Source organism: Leclercia sp. EC_58, assembly GCF_019584355.1.
Classification (GTDB): Bacteria; Pseudomonadota; Gammaproteobacteria; order Enterobacterales; family Enterobacteriaceae; genus Enterobacter.
Window position 1 is genome coordinate 4,080,754 of sequence record NZ_VDAM01000001.1, and the last position, 18,072, is coordinate 4,098,825.

The following is an 18,072-nucleotide window of genomic DNA, read 5'->3' on the forward strand; positions in this document are numbered from 1 at the left end:
CCACAGTATCAGATGGTTGGCTTTACGTCTTATAAGCCTGCCCGGACGGAGCTGTACCCGTCACCTGTACTCGCAATAACGCCATTAATGGTCGGCAATGTACAACGTTTTAAGCTTATTTTACAAAATAAATTCTATGCAACGCATTGAATATTAATACTTAGCACATAATGATCAAAATATATTTGTTAACTTGTACAATTAGTATGTACAGTATTTACAACTTAACAAGATATTAACCTCTTTAATGCAGCGGATTTCAGGAGTGACATATGCGCGAGAACGGGTACACACCGAACACAGCCAATGCCATTGCCCATTATTTTAACAAAGCAAATCAACCTTCCCAGCAGGAGATGCTCGGACAGATTGTGGTAGAAATTTTACGGGAAGGAAAAATTCTTAATCGAAAAGCGATTTGCACCCGCCTGCTTTATCGAATGGAACAAGCATCAGATCGCGAAGAGGAGAGTCGCTATCAGACTCTGGTTGGCCTGCTGTTTGATCGTTAAGCGATACGTTACAGCGGCTAATTACCCTGTTTTTTGAGTCAGTTTTTTCTTTGAGACAGATTTTTTATACTGTCGCTACAGACTGACTTTATGCCGCATCTCTTCCTGCAGGAAGATGCGGCGACAGAGACGTAGTTATGAACAGAAGTGACCATGAACGACTGACTGATGAACTTATTGGTGAAGCCACCTTTTCTCTACTGAAAGATAACGGCCCCATCAGCATGAAGCTATTGCTGGAGAGGCTACAGCAGATGTTATCGGTAGAGCAGGACGGGCAGCTTCGGCACGTTCTTTCCCAAATCATTTCGGAAATTTCCAACGATGGGAAGGATTGTACCCGGCGTAATACCAAAAGTGAGCGGCAGGATTGGGATACGGATGGTCGACACAGCAGCAGCAATGTGTATCCCCTGTTTGGCAATAGCCCGCAAGCCAACAGGAATAAGCATTAACTGCACCACTTACTTATTAACTGAACCGGTGTGACACTATGAGCCAGGCTATGCTCCAGACAACTGACTTTTATGAAGAACTGTCCAATGCTGCATTGTCCAACTACTTTCGCAGCGCTGGCGCTATGCTGGCCGAAGAGTGGGCGTTGCTTCAGACTGTGACAGGCGCCATTCTGGATGCGAAGGAACCGCTGACTAACAAAGCGATTATTTTACGTTTGATCCGCGAAATCGAATCTACGCGCGATGTTGTCCGCGCCGATATCATTCGTAAGACCCTGGAAATTATTGTCGATCACACCCAGGACGACCTCTGATTACCCACGCCTGAGCCAAACACCGACGGTATTGTCCTGCCGTCGGCGTTTACTCACTCAATGGTTTACCTCCCCTTCCCGCAGCGCTACAATGCCCGCCCTTAATGTATGGGATCTCCTCCCGGCGCCCACCTGGTGTGCGCATCTGACCTGTCATCAGAACGAGAACTAACATGTTTAAACCGGAACTCCTCTCCCCGGCGGGAACGCTGAAAAATATGCGTTACGCCTTCGCCTACGGCGCCGATGCCGTTTATGCGGGCCAGCCGCGCTACTCCCTGCGCGTGCGTAATAATGAATTCAACCACGAGAACCTGCAGCTCGGCATCAACGAAGCCCACGCGCAGGGTAAAAAATTCTACGTGGTGGTTAACATCGCGCCGCATAACGCCAAGCTGAAAACCTTTATCCGTGACCTGAAGCCGGTGGTGGAGATGGGGCCAGACGCGCTGATTATGTCGGACCCGGGTTTGATCATGCTGGTGCGGGAGCACTTCCCTGAGATGGACATTCATCTCTCTGTACAGGCCAACGCCGTGAACTGGGCGACGGTGAAATTCTGGAAGCAGATGGGGCTGACCCGCGTGATTTTGTCCCGCGAGCTGTCGCTGGAAGAGATTGAAGAGATCCGCACTCAGGTGCCGGACATGGAGCTGGAAATTTTCGTGCATGGCGCCCTGTGCATGGCCTACTCCGGCCGCTGCCTGCTCTCTGGTTATATCAACAAGCGCGACCCGAACCAGGGCACCTGCACCAACGCCTGCCGCTGGGAATATAAGGTCCAGGAAGGTAAGCAGGATGAGGTAGGCAATATTGTGCATAAGCATGAGCCTATTCCGGTACAGAATATTGAGCCGACGCTGGGTATCGGGGCGCCAACCGACAGCGTGTTTATGATCGAAGAGGCCCAGCGCCCGGGTGAATATATGACCGCGTTCGAAGACGAGCACGGTACTTACATCATGAACTCCAAAGATCTGCGTGCCATCGCCCACGTTGAGCGCCTGACCCAGATGGGGGTGCACTCCCTGAAAATCGAAGGCCGCACCAAGTCCTATTACTACTGTGCGCGTACCGCTCAGGTCTATCGCCAGGCGATTGACGACGCGGCGGCAGGCAAACCGTTCGACAGCACCCTGCTGCAAACGCTGGAAGGGCTGGCGCACCGTGGCTATACCGAAGGTTTTCTGCGTCGCCATACCCATGACGACTACCAGAACTATGAATATGGCCACTCGGTTTCCGAACGCCAGCTGTTTGTCGGCGAGTTCACCGGTGAGCGCAAGGGCAACCTCGCGGCGGTGGCAGTCAAAAATAAGTTTCTGGTGGGCAACAGCCTGGAGTTGATGACCCCGCAGGGCAATATTAACTTCACCCTGGAACATATGGTGAATGGCAAAGGCGAGTCGGTCTCCGTAGCGCCAGGAGACGGTCATACCGTCTGGCTGCCTGTTCCGGAAGAGATTGCCCTGGATTACGCGTTGCTGATGCGTAATTTTGACGGCGAGAATACTCAGGCGCCGCACGCGAAATAATGAAAGCGGGTTATTTTTTGGTATGAGATGATTCTTAGAATTCGATCACATACCGCTGCGTTTGATGAGGGTATTATTACCAACGCTGAAAAACATAACCCATAAATGCTAGCTGTACCAGGAACCACCTCCTTAGCCTGAGTAATCTCCCTTACGCAGGCTAATTTTTTTGTCTGAAATCCCCCTTCCCCCTTTCCTGACGCCTCTTCGCCCTGCAAAAAACACTAATGTAAATTTATTTCAGTCTATAACCAAAAGTACGTGAATTTATAAATATATTAAAGTTAGGTTATATATTCACACAACCAATGCTATTCTTCTTTCGAATGAAATTTCACTTAAGGAGCAAGGAGGCAATATATGTACTGGGTGGTTGAAAACAGGATGGTTTGCCCTCGTACTGGAACAATTTTTATACACGTACTCACCGTTAAAAACCTCAGGCTGATAATTTGGTATAAAGGAGATTACTTTATCAGCATCGGATCCGTTCTTGTCACAAGTCCCTTCGGTATCGCCGTTGACGGCAAACTCAGAACACTACACATCCTTCGAACATTTCCCTATACACCTTCGTTCTGGTCATCATTTCTTGAGAATTCAGGCTGCCCTGGCAATGAAGAGGGGCTGATTACCCGCTGTGCACATCGTCAGAAATGTGTTTTCGCTTTATGCCCGTATGGGGCGATAACCGCCTGACCAGGCCTGCACGAGTGGCGTTCACTTTGGCTCGCCACTCATTTAATTTTCGCCTTTCGTCCTCTTCTTACCCGCTTTTCCCCGCGCTGCGATACACTTCTGGAAGATCAGCACAGGAGCAACGTGGATGGCGACCTATCCAGCAAGTTTATTAATTCTGAACGGCAAAGGGACAGGCAACGATCTGTTGCGTGAAGCCGTGACGCTTCTTCGTGAAGAAGGGGTGGTGATCCATGTTCGCGTAACATGGGAGAAAGGTGATGCAGCTCGTTATATCAAGGAAGCCTGCGACCTCGGTGTGGAGACCGTCATTGCAGGCGGCGGCGACGGCACCATAAACGAAGTGGCGACGGCGCTGATTGACCTGCCCGCCGCGCAGCGTCCGGCGCTGGGCATTTTACCCCTCGGCACCGCCAACGATTTTGCCACCAGCGCCGGGATCCCGGAGGCGCTCGATAAGGCCCTGCAGTTGGCTATCGCCGGAAAAGCCACGGCGGTGGATATCGCCCGGGTCAACGACGAAACCTGCTTTATCAATATGGCGACGGGCGGTTTTGGCACTCGCATCACCAGCGAAACCCCGGAAAAACTCAAAGCTGCGCTGGGTGGCGTTTCGTACCTGCTCCACGGTCTGGCGCGGTTAGATACTTTGAAACCCGATCAATGTGAAATCCGCGGCGAAAACTTTCACTGGCAGGGTAACGCCCTGGTGATTGGCATCGGCAATGGCCGTCAGGCGGGCGGCGGCCAGCAGCTTTGCCCGGAGGCGCTAATCAACGACGGGCTGCTCGGGGTGCGTATCATTACCGGGGATGAGCTGCTGCCTGCCCTGCTCACTACTCTGACCAAAGCGGAAGATAGCCCGCATCTGGTGGATGGCGAGTCGGCGTGGTTCGAAATCCAGGCACCGCACGGCATGACCTTTAACCTGGATGGCGAACCGCTGAGCGGCGACCATTTCCGCATTGCGCTGTTGCCAGAGGCGATCCAGTGCCGGTTGCCGCCGGATTGTCCGCTTCTGCGCTGATTTGCCCGACGGCGCTGCGCTTGCGCGGGCCTACGGGTTTTGTAGGCCGGGTAAGGCGAAGCCGCCACCCGGCAACAGCCCGCACTATACACACTAATAGACCGCCACCTCCCGGGCCATCTCGCGGGAGTACTGCTGGCTGGCGTTAACCAGCATCCGGGTGTAATCGGTTTTGGCCTGCCCCGCCACCAGGTCGTCCACCGTCAACGTTTCCAGGATTTTCCCGTACTGCATCACCGCCACCTTCTGGCACAGATGGGCGATCACCCCCAGGTCGTGGGTCACCATCAGGTAGGTGAGCTTCGACTCGCGCTGCAGCTCCGCCAGCAGGTTTAAGATCTCCGCCTGCACCGAGACATCCAGCGCTGAGGTAGGCTCATCCAGCAACAGCACCTGCGGCTCCAGAATCAGCGCCCGGGCGATGGCCACGCGCTGACGCTGTCCGCCGGAGAGCTGATGCGGGTAGCGGTCACGAAAGGCGCGGTTGAGGCCAACTTTATCCAGCAAGCCGTGAATACGCCGGTCCCGGTCGTTGATGCCGTGGATTTGCAGCGGCTCCTCCAGAATATCGCCGATGGTATGCCGGGGGTGCAGCGAACCGTACGGGTCCTGAAACACCATCTGTACCAGCCGACAGCGCTGGGGGCTGATGCGCCGCTCCAGCGCCTGGCCGTTAATCGCCAGCGCCCCCTCCCAGTGGGTGAATAACCCGGCCAGGCACTTCAGCACGGTGGTTTTGCCGGAGCCCGACTCCCCCACCAGGCCATAAATCTCCCCTGGCTGCGCGTTAATATTGACGTCATACAGTACCTGGTTGCGTTTCTCGCCTTCGCCGAACGCCAGATTCAGGTTTTTTACCTCGATCATCTTCGCTCCTTATTCGGTCAGCCAGCTGGCCTGGCGCTGCAATACCGGCAGCACCGAACGGCGGTGATTCATCTCCGGCAGGGCATTGATTAACCCCTGCGTATAGGGGTGCTGCGCGTTGTGCAGGTCGCAGGCGGCGATGGACTCCACCACCCGCCCGGCGTACATCACCAGCACCCGGTCGCAGAAGCTGCGCACCAGGTTGATGTCGTGACTGATAAAGATCAGCCCCAGCCCGCGGGACTGGACTAAATCGTCCAGCAGCCCCAGCACCTGCAGCCGCACCGAGACGTCCAGCGCCGAGGTCGGTTCATCGGCGATCACCAGCTCCGGGTCGGTGATCAGCATCATGGCGATCATGATGCGCTGCCCCTGCCCGCCGGAGATCTCATGCGGATAGAGCTGATAGACCCGCTCCGGCTGGCGGATGCGCACCACGTCGAGCATCTCCAGCACTTTGGCTTTCGCCTCGGCCTTGCGTCCCGGATGGTGGGTCAGCCAGGCCTCGGCAATCTGATCCCCGACGCAGACCACCGGGTTCAGGGAGTACTTCGGATCCTGCATGATCATCGAAATACGCTTGCCGCGAATGCCGCGCATCTGCGCCTCGCTGACGCTGCGTAAATCGACATCGCCAAACTGCATGCGGGTGGCGGTGATCTGCGCCTTTGCCGGGTGCAGACGCAGCAGCGCCCGCCCGACGGTGGATTTCCCCGAGCCCGACTCACCGACAATCGCCAGCTTCTCGCGCCCGAGCTGAAAGGAGACGCCGCGCACCGCGTTGGTGACCGCGCGTCCGTTGATAAAATCGACGTGCAGATCGCGCACATCGAGCAGCGGCACATCAGTTGCTGCGAGGATCGAGGATGTCACGTAAGCCATCTCCTAAGAAGTTGAACGCCAGGCTGTTAATCAGGATCGCCAGCCCCGGAATAGTCACCACCCACCAGCACTCCATCATGTAGGTGCGGCCACTGGAGATCATCGCCCCCCACTCCGGCTCCGGCGGCTGTGCGCCAAGGCCGAGGAAGCCCAGCCCGGCGGCGGTCAGGATGATCCCGGCCATATTCATGGTGATACGGATAATCACCGACGGCAGGCACAGCGGCACGATATGGCGCCACAGCACCCGCACCGGGGAGGCCCCCTGCAGACGCACGGCGGAGATAAAGTCGGCCTGGCGTAACGACAGGGTTTCAGCGCGGGCCAGACGGGCAATCGGCGGCCAGGCGGTGAGCGTAATGGCGATCACGACATGTTCCAGCCCCGGGCCGAGCGCTGCGACAAACGCCAGCGCCAGCACCAGGCTCGGGAAGGAGATAAAGATATCGGTGACGCGCATCAGCACTGCATCCACCTTGCCGCCAAAGTAGCCGGCAGTAACCCCCAACAGCAGCCCCAGCGGGCCGACGGTGACCGACACCAGCAGCACGATATAGAGCGTGATGCGCGAGCCGTAGACCAGGCGGCTGAAGATATCCCGGCCAAACTCGTCGGTGCCGAACCAGTGCTGCGCGTTCGGCGCCACCAGGGCGTTATTCAGATCCTGCACCAGCGGGTTGTACGGGGCGATCCAGGGCGCGAAGGCCGCCACGATCAACAGCAGCAGAATAATGCCGCCGCCAATGGCCGTCAGCGGGTTACGCGCCATCTGCCCGGCAAAGCCAAAGGTACGGCGGGCCATCCGCGCCAGGCGCTGGCGTCCTTCGCTGCGGGAAGCGCGCAGCGGTGTATCCAGAGAAACGGTCATGATTTCGTCCTCGGGTCAAAGAGTTGATACAGCATGTCGGAGAGCAGGTTGAGCATCACGAAGATCATCCCCACCAGCAGCACGCAGCCCATTACCGCATTCATATCCCCCAGCAGCAGGCTGCCGGTGAGATAGGAGCCAAAGCCCGGCCAGGAGAAGACGGTTTCAATCAGCACCGCCCCTTCCAGCAGCGAGCCGTAGGCCAGCGCCACTACCGTCAGCAGCTGCACCAGGATATTGCGAAACGCGTGATTCCAGATCACCTGGCGCTCGGTTAAGCCTTTTACCCGGGCGGTGATGATGAACTCCTGCGACAGCTGGGCCAGCATAAAGCTGCGGGTCATGCGGCTAATGTAAGCCAGGGAGTGGAAGCCCAGCAGCGAGGCGGGCAGCACCAGATGGTTAATGGCGTTCCAGAAGACCGCGCTGTTACCCGCCAGCAGGGCATCGACGGTCATCAGCCCGGTGCGGCGTGGCACCAGGCCATCCAGCCCTAAATCCAGCCGTCCGGCGCCCCCTACCCAGCCAAGCCAGGCGTAGAACAGCAGCAGCCCCATCATCCCCACCCAGAAGATTGGCGTGGAGTACCCGGCCAGGCTGATGATGCGTACCACATAATCCGAGACGCTGTTACGGCGCGCGGCGGCCAGCACCCCCAGGGGGATACCTAAACCGGCACCGACAATAATCGCCATGGTTGCCAGCTCGAGGGTGGCCGGGAAGACGCGCAGAATGTCATCCAGCACCGGTTTGCCGGTTAGCAGGGCATTGCCAAAATCGCCGTGCAGCAGGTTGTTCAGGTAGATACCGAACTGGGTCAGCAGGGATTTATCAAAGCCCAGCTGCTGATAGACCTGCTGATAGGTGCTGTGGTCGGCATCCGGGCCGACAATCGCCAGCACCGGATCCACCGGCATCACGCGTCCAATGAAAAAGGTCAGCACCAGCAGGCCGAACAGGGTCACCAGCACCTGGGTCAGGCGTTTTGAGAAACGCCGGGTGCGGGAGCCTGGAGCGAGGATCGCAACACTCATTTTTCACCTCCGGTTTTGTAGACTTCCCGCAGGAAGGTGGTGGCCGACGGATGCGACTGGAAGTTTTTCACCTCGTTACGCACCACCACCGAATCGACCATCTGGGAGAGCGGGATCAGCGCCGGGATCAGCTGGTCGTAACGCACCTGAATCTGCTGGTAGTCGGCGATCTGTTTTTGCGGATCGCGCTCCAGTAGCGCTTTATCGATCATCTCGTTCAGCGTTTTGTCGTAAAAACTGGTGCGCCAGCCCTGGAAGTTAGTTAACCGGGCTGCGTCGCTGTTGTCCGGGTTATAGACCAGCGCGCGCAGGCTGGAGTGAGGATGCGGTTCCACGCCGCTGCCGCCGCGCCCCACCAGCATGTCGAACTTACGCTCACGCATCGCGCCGTAGATCTGATTCCCGGTGCCGGTAATGATTTTGGCGTTGATGCCCGCCTGCATCAGCGTGGACTGTACGGCGATGGCGATATTGAGGAACGGCTGATCCGCCAGCACCCGCAGGGTGGTGTCAAAACCTTCCGGATAGCCCGCCTCCGCCAGCAGCTTTTTGGCGCGCGGAATATCGAGTTTGTAGCCCGGATCCGGCAGCGTCGACGGCATTCCCGCTTTGATGGGCCGCTGGTGCAGCACGCCGTAGCCCGGCATCAGCGCCTTGTTGATACCCTGATAGTCAATGAGATAGCGCACCGCCTCGCGCACTTTCGGGTTGGCGAAGTGTTTCTCCTTCATGCTCATCGCTACGTAGTAGACCGTACCCTTTTGCACGGCTTCAACCGTCAGCTGCGGATCCTTGCGCAGAGCGTTGATGTCAGCCACCGCCATGTTGCTGGCGATATCCAGATCGCCCTTCTCCACCATCAGGCGCAGGGTCTGCGACTCCTGGAAGTGGCGCAACACTACGCGGTTCATCTTCGGCTCTTCGCGCCAGTAGTGCGGATTGCGCTGCATGCGCAGCACATCTTTTGCCTGCCAGGTCTCCAGCATAAACGGCCCGGAACCGGCTTCGTTGGTGGTGAGCCAGCGGTTGCCCCAGTCGTTGTTCACCTCGTGGCTGAGCACCGTTTTACGATCCAGCACGCCAAGGTTGCCCAGCGCGCCGAGGGAGTAGATCACCAGCTGTGGGTCGTTGGCCTTAGGCAGGGTAAGCTGCACGGTGTAGTCATCCAGCGCTTTCACCTGCTGGTCGATGTTCTTCTTGCTGAAACCGTAAGATTTCCATACCGAGGCCTGAGCTAGGTTGAGGTGCAGCAGGCGGCGCATGGACCACACCACGTCTTCGGCGGTCAGCGGGTTACCGGAATGGAAAGTGACGTTATCGCGCAGGTGGAAGGTCAGGGTTTTGCCGTCCGGCGAGATATCCCAGGATTTCGCCAGCGCCGGTTTGACGTTAGTGAGAGTGTTGGGGTCCAATTCCACCAGCGAATCGTAGAGATTGACCACAATGCCGACCACTTCGTTGCCGGTCATCGCGGCCGGATCGAGGGTCAGCAGGTTGTTCATGTTCATACCGATGATGAGCTGATCGGGCGGCGTTTTCGCGTACGCCGCACCGCTCCCCATCATCAGCGAGAGCGCGAGTAAACACGCCCTCGTGAGGGAGTTTTTGTTCATCTGTGTATACCGTTTGTAGGGTAGAAATTTTATTTATCAGTCGTGGCTGACGGTATTGGCTTCGATATACGCAAAATTAATCTCTTCGCCGAGTCCCGGGCGCGTCGGCAGGCTGACCATGCCGTTTTCATCCATTGGGTCGATCAGGCTGTGCAGGTACGCAGCTGGCTCATCGTAATCGAGGAACGGGTGCAGCAGGCCGCGCTCGTACCAGCGGCAGTTCTTGATCGCGCCAATCACCGCCAGGCTCGCCGCGCCGTTGCCGTGCACTTCACAGTCCATACCAAACGATTCGGCCAGGTTCGCCACTTTCAGGGTTGGCGAAATGCCGCCCACGCCGTTGGCACCGGCACGCAGGATGTCGCAGGCCCCCGCCTTCACCCAGTCGGCGCGGCTGTGGTGCTTACCGCCCAGGCTTTCCGGCCCGATAATCGGAATGGAGAGGTTTTCCGCCAGCCAGGCATAGGAGGCCATGCTCTCCTCTTCCATCGGCTCTTCAAACCAGGTGAAATTCAGTTTTTCCAGCTCCTTACCGATCCACAGCGCTTCCGCGCGGCTGTACCAGTGGTAGCCGTCGATCATCAGGTCGATATCCGGCCCGACCGCTTCACGCACTGCGGCGCAGGCTTTGATATCCATTTTCGGGTTGGGGGCGAAAGAGACTGGCGGCATCCAGGTGTGGAGCTTGATCGCCTTATAGCCGCGGGCGACCAGCTTTTCGGCAAAGCTGGCGTACTCTTCCGGGGTAGAGAGGCCGCCCGGCAGGTCATCGCCGCACATGGTGCTGCCGTAGGCAGGGACTTTGCCGCGGTAGCCGCCGAGGAGTTTCCACACCGGCATATTGAGTTTGCGGCCAATCAGATCCCACAGCGCCTGCTCAACAAAGCCCAGCGCGCGCTCGGTCAGCTGATGAGCGCTGCCGCGCTGCCAGTGCGCCAGCTCCTGCCAGATCTTCTCGCGATTAAACGCATCCTGGCCGACCAGCACTTTACGAAAGAAGGTGTTGACCACAAAGGGGCGCACCACTTCCGGCGGTGCAAAGGCGTACCCTTTGGTGCCATCGTCTGCAGTAATGGTCAGCATCGCCATTTTTGCCAGGCTTTCCGGTCCCGGATGGGAGTGTCCGGCGCTGTCAGAGACCCGGCGGGTGGGATACTGAAAGACGGTGACGTTTACAGATTCAATTTTCATTTTTTATCCTTAAAACGGCGTAGGTTCAGCGTGTTCTTTCATTTTGAAAAGCTGTTTCGAAACTAACTTTAAGCGCAAAATTCATCCACTTCCTTAGACAAATTCCGCTAAGCGCTGACCATTTTTTGTGCATTTGCACGGGCAGAAGTGACACTTTTCACAAAAGAGAGGGGAAATGTGAAGTGGATCGGGAGGGTGATTTGAATGAAATGAAACAAGGTTTCGTTAGTAGTTCTCGTCGCTGTAGGCCGGGCAAACGAAGTGTTGCCCGGCATCTGCCCCTCTTCCAACGGAAGAGGGGCAGAATGGCTAGGCGATAGTGACTTTTTTATCGAGATAGACGTCCTGCACGGCGTTAATCAGCTTCACGCCGTCGGCCATCGATTTTTTAAACGCCTTACGGCCGAGGATCAGCCCCATGCCGCCCGCACGTTTATTGATCACCGCCGTGCGCACCGCGTCGGTGAGATCGGTCTCGCCCCCTGCCGCGCCACCGGAGTTGATCAGCCCCGCGCGGCCCATATAGCAGTTCGCCAGCTGGTAGCGTACCAGGTCGATGGGGTTATCGCTGGTCAGTTTGCTGTAGACCCGATCGTCGGTATAGCCAAACTTGACCGCCGTATAGCCGCCGTTGTTCTCGGCCATTTTCTGCTTAACGATATCCGCCCCGATGGTGGCTGCCAGATGGTTGGCCTGCCCGGTTAAATCGGCAGAGACGTGGTAATCCGTACCGTCTTTATTGAAGGCCGGGTTACGCAGATAGGCCCACAGCACCGTCACCATGCCCAGCTCATGGGCGCGCTCAAAGGCGGCGGAGATCTCTTCTATCTGGCGGCGCGACTGCTCCGAGCCGAAATAGATGGTCGCCCCTACCGCTACCGCACCCATGTTGAACGCCTGCTCGACGCTGGCATACAGGGTCTGGTCATATTCGGTAGGGTAGCTCAGGGTTTCGTTGTGGTTAAGCTTGACGAGGAACGGGATGCGGTGCGCGTAACGGCGGGAGACCGAGGCCAGCACGCCATAGGTGGAGGCCACGCAGTTACAGCCCGCCTCGATTGCCAGCTCGACAATATTCTTCGGATCGAAATAGAGCGGGTTAGCGGCAAACGACGCCCCGGCCGAGTGTTCTACCCCCTGGTCCACCGGCAGGATCGACAGATAGCCGGTTCCCCCCAGACGCCCGGTGTTATACAGGGTCTGCATATTTCGCAGTACCGCTGGCGGGCGGTTGTTGTCGACCATCACGCGGTCGACGTAGTCATGGCCAGGCAGATAGAGCTGGTCGGCTGGAATGGTCATACAACGATGCTGTAACAGGCTTTCGGCATCTTTGCCAAGCAACTGCGCAATATCAGTCATAGGTTTGCTCCCCTTAGTGCCGACGGGCTGTCGGCATGTTTTCTCCAGGCTCACAGGATTGCGAGCTCCCTAAGCCTGGTCCGTGGGTGGCGATTTTTCCAGCGATAAGCGCTAACCTTCACCACCACGCATGGAAATGATGGACTGGACCAATGCCCTGCCCCACTTCCAGCGTATCCGCCTCTGCCAGCGCGCAGGAGAGCCAGGCTTTGGCTTCGCGCACCGTATCCGCCCAGCTATTATGCCGCGGGCGCAGCGCCGCCAGCGCGGCCGAGAGCGTACAGCCGGTGCCATGGGTGTTTTTGGTATTGATGCGCGGGGCGGTAAAACGCAGGGTTCCATCCCGGGTGAACAGCCAGTCGGGGCTTTCAGGATCGTCCAGATGCCCGCCCTTCATCAGCACCGCTTCACACCCCATCGCCAGCAGGGCATCGCCCTGGGCTTTCATCTCCTGCTCATTGCGGGCATGGGGCGCATCCAGTAACGCCGCGGCTTCGGGTAAGTTAGGGGTAATGAGCGCCACCTGCGGCAGCAGTTTCTTGCGCAGCGTATCGACGGCGGAAGGTGAAAGGAGCGGATCGCCACTTTTCGCCAGCATCACCGTATCCAGCACTACGTTTTTAACCTGATGACGCAGGAGCTGCTCCGCGACGGCCTCGACAATATCGGCCTCCGCCAGCATGCCAATCTTGGTGGTGTCGATGCGTACATCGCTAAACACCGACTCCAGCTGCGCCGCCACGAAATCAGGTTCGATGCGATAGACCGACTGCACCCCGCGGGTATTCTGGGCTACCAGGGCAGTGATCACCGAGCAGCCGTATGCGCCGAGCGCGGAGAAGGTTTTCAGGTCGGCCTGGATCCCGGCCCCGCCGCTGGGGTCGGTGCCGGCAATGGTCAGGGCATTAATGCGTTTCATCGTTGTGCCCCCAGTGTCCACAGGGCATCAAGGAACGCTGCCGCAAAACTGCCCGGCCCGCGGCTTTGGGCAGCCGCAAGGGTACCGGCCCGTTTCATCCAGCCGCAGGCCGCCGCGATGTTATCCAGCCGATCGCCCGGCAACGAACAACTGGCCGCCACCACCGCCGACAGCGCGCAGCCGGTGCCCACCACCCGGGTCATCATCGGGTTGCCCCCCGTCAGGGTCTGGGTGCGCAGTCCGTCAGTGACGTAATCCACCTCCCCCGTTACCACCACAATCGCATTGGTTTGCCGCGCCAGCGCCTGGGCGGCGGGCAGCGCGCTGGCTGCCGTATCGGTGGTGTCCACGCCGCGTCCGCCCGCGCTCATTCCGGCGAGCGCGAGAATTTCCGAGGCATTGCCGCGAATGGCCGCCGGTTTCAGGGTGAGAATTTGCTGGCAAAAACGGGTCCGGTACGCCAGCGCGCCAACGGCTACCGGATCGAGCGTCCAGGGCTTGTCCGCCGCTACCGCACTTTCAATCGCCCGGCGCATCGCCTGGGCGCGCGGTGCGGTCAGGGTGCCGACGTTGATCAGCAGCGCATCGGCCAGCGCGGAGAATTGTTCGGCCTCTTCGGCTTCAATCACCATCGCCGGTGATGCACCAAGGGCCAGCAGGACATTGGCGGTAAAGGTCTGCACCACATCGTTGGTCATGCAGTGGGTCAGCGGAGAACGGGTTCGGAAATGGTGTAAGGCGTGTAGATTAAGCAGGTCAGGCTGCATGGTATCGCTCCTGCCTTGCGCGAAGAAGCGATAGCCCGGAGGGCATCTGACTTCCCTACGCTGGCATTATCCAGATCAGGTGGTACGGGTATTTCTCAGCCTTCACAAAGAAGGGCACCCCGAGTCATGAAGATTACATTTCTTTATCAATTAGTAGGTTACGTCAAGTCACGTGCTGATACAAGATTGATCTTATGAATATTACATTATCACGCTGTACCTCACCTTGTACCCCATTTTGTACCTCATAGGAAAACAATAGAACTTAATACTTTTCAAATCAACTTCTGACCTACTCCACCATCACAATCTCTATACTCAATATCAATCGATATATATACGGCATCAGATTAAATGTGCGAGGGGAGAAGCAGACAACTATTATTCCCCATTAAACATTAGCATGTAATTACCCATATAAAATACCCTCTTACATTAACAATTTATTTTTGTGAAACGGATTATTTTTATAACATATACTAAAAGCGACACAGACAATGAAACAGGTTATCAAATGAAAATGAAAGATCATTATGAAGATGAAATGCTATCTAAACTGAAAGCATTAGAAGAGGAATACGAGGTAATGATGCATTTTAACAATTTCCCATCCGGCCTATCAACTATTTCAGATGAATGGGTGAAAAGACGAATCTCCGGGAAAGATATAAAAGGACGATGAGATATAATATATGAAAACAAATGAAATACGTACCAATAGAAAGACGCTGAATAAATCAATTCGTAAAAAAACAATTGTATCAGACATATCACTTACTTTTGAACAATATGAAAACATTCTATGTAGCGATATGTCCTCAGCACGAATATGTAACATATTAAAAGTGCGATTGCCAAAAGGATACATAGAGAAGCTAAGAAATAACAAACTCACGAAATACAAAAACTGGTATCAAAAAGTAAAATTTAATCATTTACACAGGCCCAGTTAAACAACTAATCCATCTCCCCAAAAAAAGGCCGACTCACTCGCATGAATCGGCCTTTCTAAATTTATCAATATGGAGCGTATACAAATGATTAATCCTACATCTATTTTTACCAAGTTTAAGTATGTATCTGCTGAGTTTGGTTCAGGAAAAACATATATTTTATGCTATATAATTAATAATGGTGCTTAATGGAAAAATGTTTGAAACGATTAAAGCTTCTATCCTATATTAAGTATACTGCCTGATAATGCAATATAGCGTTATCAATAGCAAACAGCACATTAATTACTGAAAGATGACATTCAAGCTGGGTTAATGATATTGAAGCTGTAATAAAAAAACAGGTTCTTCGATTGTGATACTTTGGATAATGGCATTAATGCCATTAACTAATGAATTACAATTTAAGCAGATAAAAGAAATAGCTGATGGCGACAAAGAAATAAGACATACATTATAAACTTCTTTAATCATATTTACTAATTAATAAAAACCAACTTATATTATATTTGGTGGTTATAACAGGATTATTTATGGCAGGCAAAAAACAAACTTTTAACAACACTGAATTTAAAAATATAGCTGGTAACTTTAGTAGTTACAATGATCTTACATTAAATGGAAAAAAATTGTTACTGAGATTATTACTAAATGTTCTGGTAAGAAAGGATATCCACACAAGAAAGTATATTATGTACTTTTTAATATTTATGAAGTGAATACAGATGCTATTAAGTACTGGTTAGATTACTATTCAGCTAAGTACAAAGAGGATTCACCGCCAACTATTAATACTGTACGTAAGTTTCTTACAATCATTAAACAGTTATCTGTAGCATTGGTTACAGCACATAAGAAAGGTGTTAGACTGTTTAAGGCAGCTCAGGATGGACACCATTACTTAACGCCAGTCGATAAGTACGAAATTGATAAGATGTATGATAACGGAGCATCAGCACAGGAAATTATTGCAGTACTTCAGCATATGATTGATGATTCTGCGAAATAATTGCTTCGCAGAATGATAGCCTTACTTCGCAAGATGAGTACAGATACGACCCAAAAACACTATATAAAGACGCTAATTCATTGATTTTATTGAGGTATAGTGTACCTACCACTATCTTGCGACCTTATATTAATATTAACCGATACTCCGTGAATTCAAAGAATAATGTCTTACTGATATTCAGCCTCTGAAGAGGCTAACTTCGCTTCGCTCGTCAGCCTCTTAAAAACCAAATATTAGATCGTTACGTTGCGTTTTTCTCGCGGTACTCGAAAAGACGCAAGGCGTTACTTCTCGCTTTGCTCGATAGGTGTTAGTACATCAAGTGAAGTACCTAAAGTGAATTGGTAAGTGCGACGTGCCTTGTCAGTACTGACCCGAGCGAAGCGACCCCGATCCGATTAATCCCCCTTCATGATGGTGCTTCGGACAAAACGCACAGGGAGCCCCTGAAGTGGAAGTAGCTAAAAACAGTACTCACATATCTAATCTGTCAGAAAACGCCTCAGAGATGCACTGAGAGCGTTAAATTACAGTTGATTAAGTACTACCAGCACTTCTCCCAGCACATCAAAGGAAGATAGTGAACCCTGATTGACGGTTATCGCACAGTATTTGGTGTTATCACTGCTTAAATTGTATCCATCTGGCGCCACTTGGACTCGTTTGTACAGGTAGTTTCCTTCTTTGTGGAGTACTACTACTTTACCATCCCGTAGCTGCTTTTGGTTCTGGTTTATAAGCAAGACGCTACCAACCATGAATGTTGGCTCCATTACATCAGTCTTAACGCGAAGGGCTGCGAGGTTTGCCCTTTTATCCCGCAAATTGGGGAAAGCATTTGAGTCCAGTAAAAGGAAATCTTCGCCATCAATAAAAGGAATTTTTAACAGTTTCTCGACTTGGTCTGTGCTTGTCGTTTTTGAAAACTCTTTTCCTGTCGCCAGCCATTCAACCGACACGTCTCCAGCCTTAGCCAGTAGAACAAGATTTTCTAAAGTTGGGCTTGAAACAGCCTGAAGATAGTTATGTACAGTACTGTACCCTATGCCTGCTTTTTTGGCGAAATCTCGTCCTGTACCAGAAGGTACTATTGATTTTAGCCTTTCACTGAACTGTTCAACGCTTTCTTTTTTGCCAGCCATGCACAACCCATCAGATTTAAAGGAACTTTGTTCCTTATTTTTATTTGACGAATTCCTTTTAATGATCAATCATATTCTTAATGTTAGTAATGAGTGGTCATTATGAGTATTCACAATCAATCAGAATCGCAGATAAAGGAGCAAAATGCCAGTACTGAGAACTGGCACAGAGCGGATATTTTGGCGGCTATCAGGAAACGAGGAGGAACATTCTCAACAACTTCCATCACCTGTCTAATGTCCTGTTTGGTGATCGCAGTTACATCCGTATTTTCTCCTAACACTACAAGCAATACTTCAATGTAACGTTCATTCGCCATTGAGATCGATTTAGTCCAATTCATCCCCTTTTCGGCTTTGTACATAGCCCAAGCATCAGAGAGAGTTAATGCGTTTTCCGGCTCAACTTGTGCCGATGGATCCCCAATTTTAGGGGATACAGCAAGCGGCAGACTGGATAACAGCGGAAGTGTCACAGTCCTACGTTCTGACACGATCAGGTTTGAGATAAACGCATCAAACATCGGAGTCGGAGTTGCTAATGATTTAACAAATGGGATGTGCGGAGTGATGTTAATCATCAAAGCTGAGGCTTGGTGATAGCTATCTGTAAGGAGTGATTTTTTATACATCCTGCCATTTGAAAGCCGGATTTGTAGATAGTAATTACCGTTTCGTTGAAACGTGTATGGCAGAGTTTTGTACCTCATGATCACGCTCTTTTTGTACCTTAGGTGCATTACACACGGACAAAAAGAAATGTAACCACATGAATAGTAATCGGAATCTTGGCCCCCTACGCTGGCATTATCCAGATCAGGTGGTACGGGTATTTCTCAGCCTTCACAAAGAAGGGCACCCCGAGTCATGTAGATTGAATCTCTATACTTTTTGCCAGCTTATGGGAAGTTGCTCGC

17 protein-coding genes, 1 pseudogene and 2 riboswitches are annotated in these 18,072 nt (G+C 53.5%); of the genes and pseudogenes, 7 read left to right on the forward strand and 11 right to left on the reverse strand.

What is annotated here, in order from left to right:
- Positions 1-272: 272 nt before the first annotated feature.
- The 5 genes from ycgZ (at position 273) to yegS (ending at position 4,545) form a co-directional block, all read left to right on the forward strand.
- Entirely contained in the window at positions 273-512 is a 240-nt protein-coding gene (ycgZ, locus tag FHC51_RS19955; RefSeq protein ID WP_114314491.1) for a regulatory protein YcgZ, read from the forward strand.
- Positions 513-649: 137 nt separating this feature from the next.
- On the forward strand, positions 650-967 hold the full coding sequence (locus tag FHC51_RS19960) for a hypothetical protein (protein WP_220436427.1): 318 nt from the start codon (positions 650-652) through the stop codon (positions 965-967).
- 38 nt (positions 968-1,005) lie between these two features.
- Complete coding sequence (locus FHC51_RS19965; protein ID WP_220436428.1) at positions 1,006-1,284, forward strand: biofilm development regulator YmgB/AriR family protein; 279 nt, start codon at positions 1,006-1,008, stop codon at positions 1,282-1,284.
- Between the two features lie 173 nt (positions 1,285-1,457).
- Positions 1,458-2,819: a tRNA 5-hydroxyuridine modification protein YegQ gene (gene yegQ, locus FHC51_RS19970; RefSeq protein ID WP_220436429.1), complete on the forward strand. Its 1,362-nt coding sequence runs from the start codon at positions 1,458-1,460 to the stop codon at positions 2,817-2,819.
- A gap of 826 nt (positions 2,820-3,645) precedes the next feature.
- Positions 3,646-4,545, forward strand: coding sequence for a lipid kinase YegS (gene yegS / locus FHC51_RS19975; protein WP_114314489.1), 900 nt, complete (start codon positions 3,646-3,648; stop codon positions 4,543-4,545).
- Positions 4,546-4,638: 93 nt separating this feature from the next.
- On the opposite strand, the gene FHC51_RS19980 is transcribed toward yegS, so the two are convergent.
- The 9 genes from FHC51_RS19980 to thiM form a co-directional block, all read right to left on the reverse strand.
- Positions 4,639-5,412: an ABC transporter ATP-binding protein gene (locus FHC51_RS19980; protein ID WP_220436430.1), complete on the reverse strand. Its 774-nt coding sequence runs from the start codon at positions 5,410-5,412 to the stop codon at positions 4,639-4,641.
- Positions 5,413-5,421: 9 nt separating this feature from the next.
- The gene (locus tag FHC51_RS19985) at positions 5,422-6,285 is read right to left on the reverse strand and encodes an ABC transporter ATP-binding protein (RefSeq protein WP_220436431.1); all 864 of its coding nucleotides are present in this window, start codon (positions 6,283-6,285) and stop codon (positions 5,422-5,424) included.
- Entirely contained in the window at positions 6,257-7,162 is a 906-nt protein-coding gene (locus tag FHC51_RS19990; protein ID WP_103825056.1) for an ABC transporter permease, read from the reverse strand. The genes FHC51_RS19985 and FHC51_RS19990 overlap by 29 nt, the downstream gene beginning before the upstream one ends.
- A complete protein-coding gene (locus FHC51_RS19995; protein ID WP_103180251.1) occupies positions 7,159-8,196 on the reverse strand; it encodes an ABC transporter permease in 1,038 nt (345 codons plus the stop codon). The genes FHC51_RS19990 and FHC51_RS19995 overlap by 4 nt, the downstream gene beginning before the upstream one ends.
- Positions 8,193-9,809 (reverse strand): ABC transporter substrate-binding protein, encoded by a 1,617-nt coding sequence (locus tag FHC51_RS20000; protein ID WP_220436432.1) that lies wholly within the window; start codon positions 9,807-9,809, stop codon positions 8,193-8,195. Before FHC51_RS20000 ends, FHC51_RS19995 begins: the two co-directional genes overlap by 4 nt.
- Before the next feature lie 36 nt (positions 9,810-9,845).
- Positions 9,846-11,000 carry a mandelate racemase family protein gene (locus tag FHC51_RS20005; RefSeq protein ID WP_220436433.1) on the reverse strand — a complete coding sequence of 385 codons (1,155 nt, stop codon included), beginning with the start codon at positions 10,998-11,000 and terminating at the stop codon, positions 9,846-9,848.
- A gap of 309 nt (positions 11,001-11,309) precedes the next feature.
- Entirely contained in the window at positions 11,310-12,362 is a 1,053-nt protein-coding gene (gene fbaB / locus FHC51_RS20010) for a class I fructose-bisphosphate aldolase (RefSeq protein ID WP_103180254.1), read from the reverse strand.
- A gap of 118 nt (positions 12,363-12,480) precedes the next feature.
- A complete protein-coding gene (gene thiD, locus FHC51_RS20015) occupies positions 12,481-13,281 on the reverse strand; it encodes a bifunctional hydroxymethylpyrimidine kinase/phosphomethylpyrimidine kinase (protein WP_114314485.1) in 801 nt (266 codons plus the stop codon).
- Positions 13,278-14,048, reverse strand: a complete 771-nt coding sequence (gene thiM / locus FHC51_RS20020) for a hydroxyethylthiazole kinase (protein ID WP_220436434.1) — start codon at positions 14,046-14,048, stop codon at positions 13,278-13,280. The genes thiD and thiM overlap by 4 nt, the downstream gene beginning before the upstream one ends.
- A gap of 35 nt (positions 14,049-14,083) precedes the next feature.
- Positions 14,084-14,180: riboswitch (TPP riboswitch) on the reverse strand.
- A gap of 382 nt (positions 14,181-14,562) precedes the next feature.
- On the opposite strand from thiM, the gene FHC51_RS20025 reads away from it, so the two are divergent.
- Positions 14,563-14,730 carry a hypothetical protein gene (locus FHC51_RS20025; protein ID WP_220436435.1) on the forward strand — a complete coding sequence of 56 codons (168 nt, stop codon included), beginning with the start codon at positions 14,563-14,565 and terminating at the stop codon, positions 14,728-14,730.
- A 986-nt stretch (positions 14,731-15,716) separates the two neighbouring features.
- Complete coding sequence (locus FHC51_RS23040; protein WP_255584933.1) at positions 15,717-16,010, forward strand: hypothetical protein; 294 nt, start codon at positions 15,717-15,719, stop codon at positions 16,008-16,010.
- A 530-nt stretch (positions 16,011-16,540) separates the two neighbouring features.
- Here the strand turns inward: FHC51_RS23040 and FHC51_RS20035 are convergent.
- Positions 16,541-17,155 (reverse strand): XRE family transcriptional regulator, encoded by a 615-nt coding sequence (locus FHC51_RS20035; protein ID WP_220436436.1) that lies wholly within the window; start codon positions 17,153-17,155, stop codon positions 16,541-16,543.
- Positions 17,156-17,352: 197 nt separating this feature from the next.
- Positions 17,353-17,865, reverse strand: a pseudogene (locus FHC51_RS20040) (integrase); the annotation flags it as partial.
- Between the two features lie 67 nt (positions 17,866-17,932).
- Positions 17,933-18,028, reverse strand: a riboswitch (TPP riboswitch).
- Positions 18,029-18,072: the final 44 nt, after the last annotated feature.